The organism is Streptomyces sp. NBC_00859, assembly GCF_045161865.1.
Taxonomy (GTDB): domain Bacteria; phylum Actinomycetota; class Actinomycetes; order Streptomycetales; family Streptomycetaceae; genus Streptomyces.
Window position 1 is genome coordinate 2,690,123 of sequence record NZ_CP108826.1, and the last position, 15,237, is coordinate 2,705,359.

Annotated in this window: 12 protein-coding genes; 7 read left to right on the top strand and 5 right to left on the bottom strand. The window is 67.7% G+C overall.

The window, feature by feature from the left end; genetic code table 11:
• The first annotated feature begins 6 nt into the window (after window positions 1-6).
• Window positions 7-1,170: an ABC transporter ATP-binding protein gene (locus OG584_RS11335; RefSeq protein WP_405777563.1), complete on the top strand. Its 1,164-nt coding sequence runs from the start codon at window positions 7-9 to the stop codon at window positions 1,168-1,170.
• 73 nt (window positions 1,171-1,243) lie between these two features.
• Here OG584_RS11335 and OG584_RS11340 read toward each other — a convergent pair whose 3' ends face one another.
• From OG584_RS11340 to OG584_RS11360, 5 genes are all read right to left on the bottom strand, one after another.
• Window positions 1,244-2,605 carry an ABC transporter ATP-binding protein gene (locus OG584_RS11340; RefSeq protein ID WP_405777565.1) on the bottom strand — a complete coding sequence of 454 codons (1,362 nt, stop codon included), beginning with the start codon at window positions 2,603-2,605 and terminating at the stop codon, window positions 1,244-1,246.
• A complete protein-coding gene (locus OG584_RS11345) occupies window positions 2,595-3,572 on the bottom strand; it encodes an ABC transporter ATP-binding protein (RefSeq protein ID WP_405777567.1) in 978 nt (325 codons plus the stop codon). The genes OG584_RS11340 and OG584_RS11345 overlap by 11 nt, the downstream gene beginning before the upstream one ends.
• A gap of 12 nt (window positions 3,573-3,584) precedes the next feature.
• Window positions 3,585-4,559, bottom strand: a complete 975-nt coding sequence (locus OG584_RS11350; protein ID WP_405777569.1) for an ABC transporter permease — start codon at window positions 4,557-4,559, stop codon at window positions 3,585-3,587.
• Window positions 4,552-5,475 (bottom strand): ABC transporter permease, encoded by a 924-nt coding sequence (locus OG584_RS11355; RefSeq protein ID WP_405777571.1) that lies wholly within the window; start codon window positions 5,473-5,475, stop codon window positions 4,552-4,554. Before OG584_RS11355 ends, OG584_RS11350 begins: the two co-directional genes overlap by 8 nt.
• Window positions 5,476-5,554: 79 nt before the next feature.
• Window positions 5,555-7,186, bottom strand: a complete 1,632-nt coding sequence (locus tag OG584_RS11360) for an ABC transporter substrate-binding protein (protein ID WP_405777573.1) — start codon at window positions 7,184-7,186, stop codon at window positions 5,555-5,557.
• Between the two features lie 368 nt (window positions 7,187-7,554).
• Between OG584_RS11360 and OG584_RS11365 the strand changes: the two genes are divergently transcribed.
• From OG584_RS11365 to OG584_RS11390, 6 genes are all read left to right on the top strand, one after another.
• The gene (locus OG584_RS11365) at window positions 7,555-8,589 is read left to right on the top strand and encodes an ABC transporter permease (RefSeq protein WP_405777575.1); all 1,035 of its coding nucleotides are present in this window, start codon (window positions 7,555-7,557) and stop codon (window positions 8,587-8,589) included.
• An 80-nt stretch (window positions 8,590-8,669) separates the two neighbouring features.
• Window positions 8,670-10,436 carry an ABC transporter substrate-binding protein gene (locus OG584_RS11370; protein WP_405777577.1) on the top strand — a complete coding sequence of 589 codons (1,767 nt, stop codon included), beginning with the start codon at window positions 8,670-8,672 and terminating at the stop codon, window positions 10,434-10,436.
• Between the two features lie 108 nt (window positions 10,437-10,544).
• Window positions 10,545-11,525 carry an ABC transporter permease gene (locus tag OG584_RS11375; RefSeq protein ID WP_405777579.1) on the top strand — a complete coding sequence of 327 codons (981 nt, stop codon included), beginning with the start codon at window positions 10,545-10,547 and terminating at the stop codon, window positions 11,523-11,525.
• A gap of 60 nt (window positions 11,526-11,585) precedes the next feature.
• Window positions 11,586-12,623 carry an ABC transporter ATP-binding protein gene (locus OG584_RS11380; protein ID WP_405777581.1) on the top strand — a complete coding sequence of 346 codons (1,038 nt, stop codon included), beginning with the start codon at window positions 11,586-11,588 and terminating at the stop codon, window positions 12,621-12,623.
• Window positions 12,624-12,649: 26 nt separating this feature from the next.
• Window positions 12,650-13,669: an ABC transporter ATP-binding protein gene (locus OG584_RS11385; protein WP_405777582.1), complete on the top strand. Its 1,020-nt coding sequence runs from the start codon at window positions 12,650-12,652 to the stop codon at window positions 13,667-13,669.
• A gap of 283 nt (window positions 13,670-13,952) precedes the next feature.
• Window positions 13,953-15,218, top strand: coding sequence for an MFS transporter (locus OG584_RS11390; RefSeq protein WP_405777584.1), 1,266 nt, complete (start codon window positions 13,953-13,955; stop codon window positions 15,216-15,218).
• The last annotated feature ends 19 nt before the right edge of the window (window positions 15,219-15,237 follow it).

Here is a 15,237-nt window from a genome sequence, read left to right on the forward strand (position 1 = left end):
TACGACATGGCGCACGAGGCCACCATTCCCGCTCCCCGCGACAAGGCGCCCCGTCCGGGTGAGGTGCTGCTCTCCGCAGAGGGGCTGACCAAGCACTTCCCCATCATGGGGGGCTTCCCCTTCAAGCGCAGGATCGGCGCGGTCCAGGCCGTCGACGGCATCGACCTCACGCTGCACGCGGGCGAGAGTTTCGGTCTGGTGGGCGAATCCGGCTGCGGAAAGTCCACCACCGGACGGCTGCTGACCCGGCTCCTCGAACCGTCGGGGGGCCGGCTCGTCTACCGGGGCCAGGACATCACCCGGGCCGGCCGCAGACAGCTGGCACCGATCCGCCCGGAGATCCAGATGATCTTCCAGGACCCCTACTCGTCGCTCAATCCACGCCAGACCGTCGGCACGATCGTCGGCGGCCCGATGGCAATCAACAACATCAACCCGAAGGGCGGCCGGGAGCACCGCATCCGCGAACTCCTCGAGATCGTGGGTCTCAACCCGGAGCACTACAACCGCTTCCCGCACGAGTTCTCCGGCGGCCAGCGCCAGCGCATCGGCGTCGCCCGCGCCCTCGCCCTCGATCCCAAACTCATCGTCGCCGACGAGCCGGTCTCCGCACTCGACGTCTCCATCCAGGCCCAGGTCGTCAACCTCCTCCAGGACCTCCAGCGCGAACTGGACATCTCGTTCCTCTTCATCGCCCACGACCTGGCGATCGTCCGCCACTTCTCGCACCGCGTCGCCGTCATGTACCTCGGCAAGATCGTCGAGGTGGGGGACCGCGACTCCATCTACCAGTGGCCCCGCCATCCGTACACCCACGCGCTGCTGTCGGCGGTCCCGGAGACCACGCTCTTCCATGCCTCCGCGGACGGCGACGACGCGCCCCCCGGCCCCGGACGCATCCGGCTCGCGGGCGACGTACCGTCCCCGATCTCGCCGCCGTCGGGCTGCCGTTTCCGCACCCGCTGCTGGAAGGCCCAGGACAAGTGCGCGACCGAGGAGCCTCCGCTGGTACGCGTCGACGGCAGCCGTGACGGGCACCTGACGGCCTGCCACTTCCCCGAGGACCCGACGACGGAACGTGAGTCGGAGATCATCCTGGACCCGGCGCTGCAGGAGCTGGAGGGCGGCCACGCCGGGCCGGACGTGACGGCGGGGCAGGAGACGCCGTAGCGCACCCCGGCGGTCAGCTCCCGGCCCCCGGCGGCGCGGGGAGCCGGCATGCGGGACGGCCCTCAAGGACCTCTCAGCCGGGCGTAGCGCCGCCCGGAGCGCCGGGCCCGTCAGGCGACCGCCCAGGACCGGCGGGCGTCGCACCGGTGGGGGACCCGGCGGGCGTCGCGCCCGTGGGAGGCCCGGCAGGCGTCGCACCCGACGGGTTCCCGGACGGCGGGTTCCCGGGTGACGGCGGGGTGCCCCCGTCCGGGCCCGCGGCACCGCCGTCCGGACCCGCCGGGCCCTCGTCGGGGCCGCCGGTGTCCGGCACCACCTGCTTCTCCTCGGCGAAGTGACAGGCCGAGTCATGGCGCACCGGTCCGTCCACGGTCCGGAACACTGCGGGCACCGCCAGCGCGGGCACCTCCTGGGCGCACCGTTCCTGCGCCTTCCAGCAGCGGGTGCGGAACCGGCAGCCGGACGGCGGGTCGGCGGGCGACGGCACATCGCCGACCAGGATGATCCGCTCGCGCCGGTCGCGCACCGCCGGGTCGGGCACCGGCACGGCGGAGAGCAGCGCCTGGGTGTACGGGTGGGTGGGGTGCTCGTAGATCTCCGCGTCCGAGCCGACCTCGACCATCCGGCCCAGATACATCACGCCGACCCGGTTGGAGATGTGCCGGACGATCGACAGGTCGTGCGCGATGAACACGTACGCCAGGTCGAACTCCTTCTGGAGCCGCCCGAGCAGGTTGATGACCTGCGCCTGCACGGACACGTCGAGCGCCGAGACCGGCTCGTCCGCCACGATGATCTCGGGGTTGAGCGCGAGCCCGCGCGCGATGCCGATGCGCTGGCGCTGGCCGCCGGAGAACTGGTGCGGATAGCGGTTGATGTACTCCGGGTTGAGCCCGACGACGTCCAGCAGATCCTGGACCTTCCGCCGCCGGTCCCCCTTGGGAGCCACCTCGGGGTGGATCTCGTACGGCTCCCCGATGATGTCGCCGACCGTCATCCGGGGGTTGAGCGAGGTGTACGGGTCCTGGAAGACCATCTGGATGTTGCGGCGTACGGCCTTCAGCGCGCGGCCGGACATCTTGGTGATGTCCTCGCCCTTGTACCGGATCGAACCGGCCGTGGGGGCCTCCAGGTTCACCAGCATCCTGGCCACTGTCGACTTGCCGCAGCCGGACTCGCCCACGACGCCGAGCGTCTCGCCCTGGCTGAGCGCGAACGACACCCCGTCGACGGCCTTGACCGCGCCGACCTGTTTCCTGAACAGGATTCCCTGGGTCAGCGGGTAGTGCTTGACCAGGTCGCGGACTTCGAGGATCGGCTCCTTGTCGTGGAAGGCCACCTCCGCGTGCGACTTCTCCATCAGGTCGCGGTCCGCCTCGGCCTCCTCCCGTGCCTGGTCCCGTGCCGCGTCGCGCCGCGAGTGGTCAGCGTGCATTGAGCGTCTCCTTCCAGAAGTGGCAGGCGCTCCGGCGCTCCGGGGACACTTCGTACAGGGGCGGCACGTCGGTGCGGCACACCTCCTGGGCGAGCGGGCAGCGGGGGTTGAAGGCGCAGCCCGGCGGGATGTGCAGCAGGTTGGGGGGCAGCCCCTTGATCGCGTACAGCTCCTGGCCCTTCTGGTCCAGGCGCGGGATCGATTCGAGGAGGCCCTTGGTGTACGGGTGGGCGGGCGCCTTGTAGATCGGATGGACCGGCGACGTCTCGACGATCCGGCCCGCGTACATCACCGCGATCTTGTCGGCGACGTCGGCCACCACGCCCAGGTCGTGGGTGATGAGGATCAGCCCCATGTTGAACTCCCGCTGGAGTTCGGCCAGCAGATCCATCACCTGGGCCTGGACGGTCACGTCGAGGGCGGTGGTCGGCTCGTCCGCGATGATCAGGTCCGGCTCCAGGGCCATCGCCATCGCGATCATGATGCGCTGGCGCATACCGCCGGAGAACTGGTGCGGATACTGGCCGACCCGCTCCTTGGCGGCCGGGATCCGTACCGTGTCCATCAGCTCGATGGCCCTGGCCTTGGCGTCCTTGCGGGACATGCCCTTGTGGACGGTGAACATCTCACCGAGCTGATCGCCCACGCTGAGCACCGGGTTGAGCGAGGAGAGGGCGTCCTGGAAGATCATCGCCATCTTGGCGCCCCGGATCTTCCGCCGCTCCTCCTCCTTGAGCTTCAGCAGATCCTGGCCCTGGAAGATGATCTCGCCGCCCGCGATCCGGCCCGGCGGCACATCGAGGATGCCCATGATGGCCTGGGCGGTCACCGACTTCCCGGAGCCCGATTCCCCGAGGACGGCGAGCGTCTCACCGGAGTCCACCGTGTAGTCGACCCCGTTCACCGCCTTCGCGACCCCGTCGCGGGTGTGGAACTCCACGTGCAGATCGCGTACTTCGAGCAGCATGGTCCGGACTCCTCAGCGCAGCTTGGGGTCGAGGGCGTCGCGCACCGCGTCGCCGAGCATGATGAAGGCGAGCACCGTGACCGCGAGCGCGGCGGCAGGCCAGAGCAGCATGTGCGGGGCGTTGCGGATGTACGGGGAGGCGGCGGAGATGTCGATGCCCCAGGAGACGGTGGGGGGCTTCAGGCCGACGCCCAGGAACGACAGGGTCGCCTCCAGTGAGATGTACGTGCCGAGCGCGATGGTCGCCACGACGATCACCGGGGCGACCGCGTTCGGCGCGATGTGGCGCAGCAGCATCCGGGAGTTGGACGCGCCGAGCGCCCGCGCCGCCTGGACGTAGTCGTTCTGTTTGGCGGTGATGACCGAGCCGCGTGCGATGCGCGCGATCTGCGGCCAGCCGAGCAGCACCATGAAGCCGATCACGGGCCAGACCGTGCTGCTGGTGACCACGGACAGCAGCACCAGACCGCCGAGCACCACCGGGATACCGAAGAAGATGTCGGTGATCCGGGAGAGGATCGCGTCGCCCGCCCCGCCGAAGAAACCGGCCAGGCCGCCCAGGATGCTCCCGATGAGGGCCACCCCGACCGTCGCGCACACACCCACCGTCACGGACTGCCTGGCGCCGTAGACCGTGCGGGTGTAGACGTCGCAGCCCTGCCCGGTGAAACCGAAGGGGTGTCCGGGCTGGGAGCCCTCCTGAGCCTTGTCCAGGTTGCAGGCGAGCGGGTTCTGGGTGGCGATGAGCTGGGGCCAGATCGAGATCACCACGAGGAAGATGATGATCAGCCCCGAGATGATGAAGATCGGGTTGCGGCGCAGATCGCGCCACGCGTCGGACCAGAGGCTGCGGGCCTGCTCGTCCGGGCCCGGCCCGCCGCTGTCGGGCTGGTTCTCCAGTGTCACGCCCTCGCCCATGGCGAGGTCGGTGGCCCCGCCGGCGCCGGCGGCGGAGATGGCTTCGTCGGAATTCTGCGGCTCAGGCATACCGGATCCTCGGGTCGAGAACGGCGTAGAGGAGGTCGACGATGAGGTTCGCCACCAGGAAGACGATGACGAGGACGGTGACGAAGCCGACCACGGTCTGGCTGTTCTGGCGGACGATGCCCTGGTAGAGCTGGTAGCCGACGCCGTGGATGTTGAAGATGCGCTCGGTGACGATGGCTCCGCCCATCAGGGCCCCGATGTCGGTGCCGATGAAGGTGACGACGGGGATCAGCGAGTTGCGCAGCAGGTGCCGGACGATGATGCGGCGCTTCGGGAGCCCCTTGGCGGTGGCGGTCCTGACGTAGTCGGCCCGCCGGTTCTCCGCGATCGAGGTCCGGGTCAGCCGGGTGACGTACGCGAGCGACACGGAGGCCAGCACCAGGCCGGGCAGGATCAGCTCGTTGAACGGGGCCTCGGGCGAGACGGCGGGTCTGATGAGCCCCCACTTCACCCCGAACAGCAGCTGGGCCAGCAGACCGGTGACGAAGGTCGGCACCGAGATGACGACCAGGGTGAGCAGCAGGACGGACGAGTCGACCGGGTGGCCGCGCTTGAGGCCGGTGATCACACCGAAGGCGATACCGATGATCACCTCGAAGATGATCGCGACGATGGTGAGCCGGATGGTGACGGGGAAGGCACTGCCCATCAGGTCGGTGACCTTCTGACCGTTGAACGCGGTGCCGAAGTCGCCGGTGAAGACGTTGCCCATGTAGGTCAGGTACTGCTGCCACACGGGCTTGTCGAGGCCGAATTCGGTGCGCAGCTGGGCGGCCGTGGCCGGGTCGCAGGCGCGGTCGCCGCAGAGTCCCGCGACGGGGTCGCCCATCACGTTCACCATCAGGAAGATCAGCAGCGTGGCGCCGATGAAGACCGGGATCATCTGCAGCAGACGCCTGATCACATAACGTCCCATGAGGGGCTCCGGGGGTCGTCGTTCCGAGAAGCGGTGCGGCCCGGCGCGCGCCGCGCGCCGGGCCGGGCTTCCTCAGGCGTCAGTGGACCTTGATGTCGCTGTAGACCGGCACGCTGAACGGATTCAGCTTGACGTTCGAGACACGGTCGGAGTAGCCGGCGCTGCCGTTCTGGTACCAGAGCGGGATGGCGCCCATCTCGTCCCTGAGCACCCCTTCGGCGTCCTGGAACTTCTTGACGGCGGCGGCCTTGTCGGTGTCCGCGTTGGCCTGGTTGACCAGCTTGTCGAACGACTTGTTGGTCCAGTGGCCGTCGTTCGACGAGGCGTCGGTGTAGTACAGCGGCTGCAGGAAGTTCTGGATGAGCGGGTAGTCCATCTGCCAGCCGGCCCGGAACGGACCCGGCATCTTCTTCGCCGTGATCTGGTTGCGGAAGTCGGCGAAGGTGCCGATCGGGTTGCCGACGCAGGCCTTGTCGTTGCCGAGGGCGTTGTTGATGCTGTTGCAGAGGGCGTCGACCCACTCCTTGTGCGAGCCGGTGTCCGCGTTGTACGTGACCTTCAGCTGGCGGCCCGGGATGCCGCCGCCCTCCTTGACCAGCTTCTTCGCCTCGGCGGGGTTGTACTTGCAGGAGGCACCGCACAGGCCGGCCTTGTATCCGCCGGCGGCGCCGAGGACCGGGGACGTCCAGTCGGTGGCCGGGGTCCTGGTGTTCTGGAAGATCGTCTTGGTGATCTGCGGCCGGTTGATCGCCATCGAGAGCCCGATCCGTACCTTCTTGGCGCCCGGGGTGTTCCACTCGGGCCGGTAGAAGGGGAACGAGAGCGTCTGGATGATGCCCGCGGGGGTGTTGATGTAGCGCCCGCTGAGGTCGGCCTTGACGTTCTTGAGCTGCGCGGCGGGGACGTCGTCGACCAGGTCGAGGTTGCCCGCGGTCAGGTCGGTGTAGGCGGTGTTGTTGTCGGTGTAGACCTTGAGGTCGACGCCGCCGTTCTGCGCCTTGTCGCTGCCGGGGTACTTGGCCCACTTGCGCAGGCTCATCTTCGAGCCCTTGGTGTACGACTGCACGGTGTACGGACCGTTGCCGACGGGCTTGGACAGCCAGGCCGAGTGGTTCTTGTAGAACGCCGTCGGCAGCGGGGCGAAGGCCGGGTACCCCAGGGTGTCCGGGAAGGTGGAGAACTTCTGGTTCAGCTTCACCGTGAAGGTGGTGTCGTTGACCACCTTCAGCCCGGAGAGCGTGGCGGCCTTGGCACTGCCGGAGTCCGGGTGGACCTTGTCGTACCCGTCGATGTAGCCGAAGAAGTAGGCGTCCTTCTGGTTGTGCTTCAGAGACGCGCCGTAGTTCCAGGCGTCGACGAACGACTTGGCGGTGATCTTCTCGCCGTTGCTGAACGTCCAGCCCTTCTTGATCGTGATCTTGAAGTTGACCGAGTCGGTGGTCTCGATCTTGGAGGCCAGCATGTTCTGGGCCTTGCCGGTCTTCGGGTCGTACTTCTTGAGGCCCCGGAAGATCATGTCGAGGACCTTGCCGCCCTGGACCTCGTTGGTGTTCGCAGGCTCCAGCGGGTTCTGCGGATCACCCCAGGACGAGCTCACGACGCCGTTCGCCCCGCCACCTCCGCCACTGCTCCCGCCCCCGCCGCAGGCTGTCGCCGCGAGGGCGACGGCGACCGCGCATGCGGCCCACTTGGCGTGTGTGGCTCCGCGCATGGAGTGCCTCCTCTAGGTCCCAAATCATACTTAGGGCCCAATATCACTGGATAGCGCGACCAATGCACCTTCTCTGCGGCCGTCTGTGTCCATCCGTCACCAGAAACGCCCGGATGCCCCGCATAACGAAATGGACACACCTTTGACCGGACGCAGCTGTCCGAGACAGGTTGATTTGCGGTTTTCGTAAATCACCTGTCCACCCAGAGGACATCCTTTCTTCCTCAAGACAAGGTCAAGAACCTAAAGACCAGGTGTGGAGTTGCTACGCGCATTGACCGTTGTCAACTCGATTGATTGGGTCCGTTCCAACCCCTTAGCTCCTCCTGCCCGGAGGATGTTGCTTTCCGTACGGGGACAGGAGTTCGATGACCACGCCATCCCCGGCCCCCCTCGTTCCGGTGGACACCACTTCCATCGGCATCGTTGAGGGGTCCCGGCAACCCGACAGCCCGAACAAGGGCGCCGACGCCCGGAGCCCGAGCCAACTGGCTTGGCGGCGTTTCAAGCGCGACAAGACAGGCATGGTGTCCGCCTGCATCGTCGTGTTCTTCTTCGTGATAGCCATCGCCGCACCGCTGATCGCGAAGCTGTACGGGAAGAACCCGTACGAGACGTACGGCCAGGACAACCCCGGGCTGCTCAATGGTTTCGGCTATCCGGTGAAACCCAACGGCGGTATCAGCAGCGACTACTGGTTCGGCCTGGAGCCGTCGCTGGGGCGGGACATCTTCACGTTCCTGCTCTACAGCATCCGCACCTCGCTGATGATCGCCGCCGCGATCACGATCCTCCTCACCCTCGTCGGTGTGGTCGTCGGTGTCACGGCCGGATATCTGGGCGGCAAGACGGACTACTTCGTCGGCCGGATCATCGACATCCTGCTGTCGTTCCCGTCGACGCTGTTCTTCATCGCCTTCATGCCGGTGGTCTACGCCTTCTTCGTCCCCGACGACGACGAGATCCCGACCTCCCTGCGGGCCATCTCGCTGATCGTCGTCCTGGCGGGTTTCGGCTGGGCATCGATGGCACGTCTGCTGCGAGGTCAGGTACTGGCCCTGCGTGAAAGGGAGTTCGTCGAGGCAGCCAAGGTGACCGGCGCATCACCCGCGCGGATCATCTTCAAGGAGCTGCTTCCGAACCTCTGGACGCCGATCCTGATCCAGTCGACACTCGCGCTGCCCGCCATGGTGACGACCGAGGCCGGTCTCGCCTTCCTCGGTGTCGGCATGATCGACCCGACCCCGGACTGGGGCGTGATGATCGCGCGTGGGGCGGGCTACTACACGAACGACATCACCTTCATGCTCTTCCCGGGCATCACCATGGTCGTCTTCGTGCTCGCCTTCAATCTGCTCGGCGACTCGGTTCGCGACGCGCTCGACCCCAAGTCGAGGCGCTGAACCTCAGCTCCAACAGCCCGGCCGCTGTGGTCCGGCCTGTCGCACCTGCCTCGTCCACCGATCCCAAGGACCGATACGCCATGTCTTTCTCCCGTAGAAACTTCCTCATCGCCACCGGAGTGGCAGCCGCGAGCTCCACCGTCCTCAGCGCATGCAGCAGCGGCGGCGGCGGTGGCGACGGCAGTGGTGGCAAGGACGCCCCGAACGTCAGCAAGGGCAAGATAGCCAAGATCGAGGTCGGCACGAAGGCGGACTCCACCGGTCCTGCCGCCGAGGTCGCGGGCGCGGCCAAGGGCGGCACGATCTGGACGATGGACCAGCTCGACTGCGACCACCTGGACCCCGCACAGATCTGGTCGAGCTACGAGGGCTGGATCACCCCGCTCTTCATGCGCGGCCTGGTCGGCTACAAGGTCACCGACAGCGGCACCACCACCCTCGTGGGTGACCTCGCCACCGACGCCGGCACGATGAAGGACGGCGGCAAGACCTGGTCCTTCACGCTGAAGGACGGCGGCAAGTGGGAGGACGGCTCCGACGTCACGATCGAGGACGTCCGCCACACCTTCGAGCGGCTCTTCGCCAGCTTCATCACCTACGGCCCGCGCTACCCGCAGCAGTGGCTGGTCGGCGGCAAGGGCTACAAGGGCCCCTACGACGGCAAGCACCTCGACTCCATCGAGATCAGCGGCAAGACCGTCACCTTCCACCTCAACACGGCCCGCACCGACTTCAACTTCACGCTCGGTATGCGCGCCTTCTCCCTGGTGCCGAAGAAGCACGACACCAAGGAGGACTACGACAAGAAGCCGTTCTCCTGCGGTCCTTACAAGATCGACAAGCGTCAGATCGGCAAGTCGATGTCGATCTCCCGCAACCCGCACTGGGACCCGAAGACGGACCCGATCCGCAACGCGTACCCGGACAAGTGGCAGCTGCAGTTCGGCTTCCAGGCTCTGGCGTCCACGGACCGCTACATCGCCGACCAGGGCCAGGACCAGCACACCGTCTCGATGTTCAACGAGGTCGCCGCAGAGCGCATCCAGAAGGTGCTCAGCGACCCGGCGATGAAGAAGCGGGTCCTGACCCACCTCGACACCGCGACGTACTACTGGGCCATCAACACCACGCGCATCAAGGACGTCAAGGTGCGTCAGGCGCTCAACTACGCCTGGCCCTCGCAGCAGCTCCAGCTGATCCGCGGTGGCACGTCGGAGTCCGAGATCGCGACCACGATCATCAGCCCGCTCACCCCGGGACACACGGACTTCGACCTCTACGGCAAGCGGAAGAAGCCGGCCGGCGACCCGGTCAAGGCCAAGGCGGTCCTCAAGGAGGCCGGGAAGCTCGGCCAGAAGGTCGTCATCGCCTTCCAGCAGTCCGACAACGCCGTCAAGCAGGCTGTCGCGGTAAAGAACGCGCTCACCAAGGCGGGCTTCACACCGGTGACGAAGCAGGTCGACAAGACGACCTTCTACTCCCAGATCGCCCAGATCGACAACACCTACGACATGTTCGCGGCCGGCTGGTCCGCCGACTGGCCGGGCGGCTACACCGCCCTCCAGCCCACCTTCGACGGCCGCGTGATCGCCAACGGTGCCTCGAACTGGCCGCAGCTGAACAGCGCGAGCATCAACAAGGGCATCGACGCGGCGAGCGTGATCACGGACCCGACAGCGGCCGACAAGGCCTGGGGCAACCTCGACCGCCAGATCATGGAACTCGCGGCCTGCGTGCCGGACTACTGGCCCATCCGTAACTGGTTCCACGGCTCCAAGGTCGGCGGCCTGGTCTACGACTCGGGCGCCACCGGTATCGCGATCACCAAGCTCTACACCACGGCGTAGCCCGTCACCCGGGGGAGGGCGGCCCGATCGGCCGCCCCCCCCCGGCCCCGGCCCTCCCCCGCTCCCTACACCTCGGCGACGGCGCCCCACCCGGAAAGTCACGACCCCATGCTTCGATTTCTTCTCCGCCGCGTGACCGGCGCTCTCGTCATCCTGCTGGTCATCAGCGCCATCGTGTTCGTCCTCTTCTACGCGATCCCCCGTGACCCGGCGCGCCTGGCCTGCGGCAAGACCTGCACACCCGAGCTGGTCACCCAGATCCGGCACAATCTGGGGATCTCCGACTCGATACCGGTCCAGTACTGGCACTATCTGGTCGGTATCGTCGTGGGCCGTGACTACGGCAACTACGGCCACTGCCCGGCCCCCTGCCTCGGTTACTCCTTCACCAACCGCCAGCCGGTCCTCGGCACGATCCTGGACCGCATGCCGCTGACGATCTCGCTCGCACTGGGCTCCGCCGTCTTCTTCCTGGTCGTCGGTATCGGCGCCGGCATGATCGCCGCCGTCAAGCAGGGCAAGGCGCTCGACAAGATCGCCAGCTCCGTCTCGCTGCTCGGGTCGTCACTGCAGATCTACTTCGTCGGCTACATCGCGATGTTCCTCCTGGTCCAGCAGCTGGGAGTGCTCGACCAGCCCTCTTACACGCCGCTGACGGAGGACCCGGTCAAGTGGGCGTCCGGGCTGCTGCTGCCGTGGCTGGTGCTCTCCATCATCTTCACGGCGAACTACACCCGTATGACCCGCTCGCAGCTGGTCGAACAGCTCTCCGAGGACTACGTCCGCACCGCGCGGGCCAAGGGCCTCTCCCGCCGCAAGGTCTTCTTCCGCTTCGCCTGGCGCGGCGCGATGGGGCCGATCGTCACCATCTTCGGCATCGACCTGGGCACGCTGATCGGTGGCGCCATCATCACCGAGCAGGTCTTCAGCATCCAGGGCATCGGTCAGCTCGCGGTGCAGTCCGTCGACAGGAGCGACCTGCCGATGCTGCTCGGTGTCACCCTCGTGGCGGCCGCGGCGATCGTCTTCTTCAACATCTTCGTGGACGCCATCTACGGCCTCATCGACCCGCGGATCCGTCTCGCCTGACCCGCTCCCGCCCCTCTCCGCCCCGCCCCCGATCCCCGCAACACTTCCTGGAGCGTCCTCGTGACGAGCACCGATCAGCAGCCCTTCCTCTCTGTCAGGGACCTACAGGTCCACTTCTCGACCGAGGACGGCACAGTCAAGGCCGTCGACGGCCTCTCCTTCGACGTGGAGAAGGGCAAGACGCTCGGCATCGTCGGCGAGTCCGGCTCGGGCAAGTCCGTCACCAACCTGACGATCCTGGGCCTGCACGACCGGGAACGCACCCGGATCAACGGCGAGATCATGCTGGACGGCAAGGAGCTGCTCGGCGCCAGTGAGCGGGAGCTGGAGCGGCTGCGCGGCAACAAGATGGCGATGATCTTCCAGGACGCCCTGGCCTCGCTGTCGCCGTTCCACACCGTCGGCCGGCAGATCAGCGAGACCTACCGGAAGCACACCGGCGCCTCGAAGCAGGAGGCCCGGAAGCGGGCGATCGAGATGCTCACCCGGGTCGGCATCCCGCAGCCGGACCTGCGGGTCGACGACTTCCCGCACCAGTTCTCCGGCGGTATGCGCCAGCGCGCGATGATCGCGATGGCGCTGGTCTGCGACCCTCAGCTGCTCATCGCCGACGAGCCGACGACCGCGCTGGACGTCACGGTCCAGGCGCAGATCATGGACCTCCTCAAGGACCTCCAGCAGGACTTCGGCACGGCCATCGTCTTCATCACGCACGACCTCGGCGTGATCGCGGACATCGCGGACGACGTGCTGGTGATGTACGGCGGGCGCTGTGTGGAGCGGGGCACCAAGCGTGAGGTGCTCCGGGCGCCCCAGCACCCGTACACCTGGGGGCTGCTCGCATCGATGCCGAGCCTGACGGGCCCGGTCGACGTACCCCTGATGCCGATCCCCGGCTCCCCGCCCAGCATGCTCAACCCGCCGACGGGCTGCCGCTTCCACCCCCGGTGCACGTTCAAGGACCGGGTCGAGGGCGACGCCTGCTCCACGCAGCAGCCGCCACTCGAACTCGCCGCCGGGCGCGGTTCAGCCTGCCACCTCAGCCCGGCCCAGAAGAAGGCCATCTTCACCGACCAGATCCAGCCCCGGCTGAGCTGACCCAGAGCCAAAGGGAAAGAACGAACATGACCACCGACACCCCCCTGCTCGAAGTCACCGGCCTGACCAAGTACTTCCCGGTGATGGGCGGATTCCCGTTCAAGCGCAAGGTCGCCGACGTCCAGGCGGTCGACGGCCTCGACTTCGCCGTCCACCAGGGCGAATCGCTCGGCCTGGTGGGCGAGTCCGGCTGCGGAAAGTCCACCACCGGACGGCTGATAACCCGCCTGATGGAGCCGACGGCCGGCCGGATCACGTACCAGGGCAAGGACATCACGCACGCCTCCCGCAAGGAACTGGCGCCGGTCCGCTCCGAGATCCAGATGATCTTCCAGGACCCCTACTCGTCGCTCAACCCCCGTCAGACCGTCGGCACGATCGTCGGCGGTCCGATGGAGGTCAACAACATCAACCCGAAGGGCGGCCGGGAGCACCGCATCCGCGAGCTGCTCGAGATCGTGGGTCTCAACCCGGAGCACTACAACCGCTTCCCGCACGAGTTCTCCGGCGGCCAGCGCCAGCGCATCGGCGTCGCCCGCGCCCTCGCCCTGGAACCGAAGCTGATCGTCGCCGACGAGCCGGTCTCCGCGCTCGACGTCTCCATCCAGGCCCAGGTCGTCAACCTCCTTCAGAAGCTCCAGAAGGAGATGGGGATCTCCTTCCTCTTCATCGCCCACGACCTGGCGATCGTCCGCCACTTCTCGCACCGCGTCGCCGTCATGTACCTCGGCAAGATCGTCGAGGTGGCCGACCGCGAGACGCTCTACAGCGCCCCCCGCCACCCGTACACGCGGGCGCTCCTCTCCGCCGTCCCGGAGGCCACGGTCTCCGAGGAGGGCGTTGAGAAGGAGGACAACCGCATCCGGCTCGTCGGCGACGTCCCGTCGCCGCTGAACCCGCCGAGCGGCTGCCGGTTCCGTACGCGCTGCTGGAAGGCCACCGAGAAGTGCGCCACCGACGAGCCGCCGCTCGTCCAGCTGACCGACAGCAAGCCCGGCCACCTCACGGCGTGCCACTTCCCCGAGGACGCTCCGGCAGCGGCCTGAGCCCTGCCGGGCCCACCGGCCACCCGCAGCGCCCCGCACAGCAGTGCGGGGCGCTGTGCTGTGCTGCCGGAGCCGGGCACGTCCGGGCGAGGCAGGGCGAGTCCGGGCAGGGGCCCCGTCACCGGAACCGCCCGATCCGTACCTGCCGATGCCCCGGAAAATATAGGCTGCCCACGGCTCCCGTCGGCAACGACTGCGGGGCGGGGCCCGGCTTCCCTGCCCAGATTCGACGAACTCCCGCGCACCGGCGCCGATCCGTCACGGACTCTCTGGAGAAGCGCCTGTGGGAAGTCGTTACTACACCCTGCTGACCGCGTACATCACGTCCTCGCTGGGCAACTGGCTCTATCGGCTCGCCCTGCCACTGCTGGTGCTCAAGCTCACCGGTTCGGCCCTCAGCACGGGTGCGGTGTACGCGATCGAGTACATCCCGTTCTTACTCCTGTCCCTGCCCGGCGGGGTGTTCGCGGACCGCTTCGACCGACGCAGGATGCTCGTCCTCGGTGACCTCACAGCGGCCGTCATCGCCACCGGTCTCGCCCTGGTGGTATCGGCAGGCAGCCACGCGCTGTGGCCCATCTACCTCACGGCATTCCTGCTGGCCTGCGTGGAGCCGGTCTACCACCCGGCCTTCCAGAGTTTCCTGCCGGAGATCGTGCCGGCCGGCCGGCTCGGGCCGGCCAACAGCTGGATGCAGTCCGGTGACAACATCATGAGCATGATCGGGCCCGCAGCGGCGGGCGGTCTGGTGATGTTCCTCGGCTACGAGACCACCATCTACGTCAACGCGGCGACGTTCATCGTCTCGGCCGGCGCCATCCTGCTGATCCGTCACACCCCGGCCGGGAACGAGCGGCAGCCTCAGCGGAAGGCCACCTTCGGCCAGGACATCCGGGTGGCCCTGAGCTACGTGTTCCGGCGCAACCGGGTACTCGCCGCCGGCTCGCTGATGTTCACCGGAACAAACTTCGCGATCTGGCTGATCCAGGCGAACTTCCTCTTCTACCTGACCACTTACCGCCACCTGAGCCCGCGGGTGATCGGGGTGGTGCTGGCGGCCCAGGGCGTCGGCGCGGTGCTCGGAGCGGCGGTCGCGGGCCGCCTGGTGCAGAGGTTCCCGCCCGGCCGGATCCTGATCGCCACCACGGCGCTGGCGGGCCTGGGCACACTGCTGCTGATCCCGCTGCGCAGCCCGCTCGCCATCGGGGTCGTCTGGGGTCTGCTGTACGCGCTGGGCTCCATCAACCCGGTGGCCTGGTTCACCCTGCGCCAGAAGATCGTTCCGCGGGAGCTGCTCGGCCGGGTGGTCGCCACCACACGCATGCTGGCCTTCGCCTCCATCCCGGTCTCCGCCCTCCTGGCGGGCGCCCTGGAGTCCGCCTTCCACGACATGTACCTGATCATCGCGGCCGGCGCGGTGCTCCGTCTGGCGATCGCCGGGCTCGCGTACCTCTCCCCGCTGCGCACCCCGGTCGACGGTGTGGTCGAAGCCGGCAGCGCCGGTGCCGGGCCGGCTGCGGGGCCGGCGGGCGCGGAGCAGGCCTCCTGACGGGCTCGGCACCATGCCA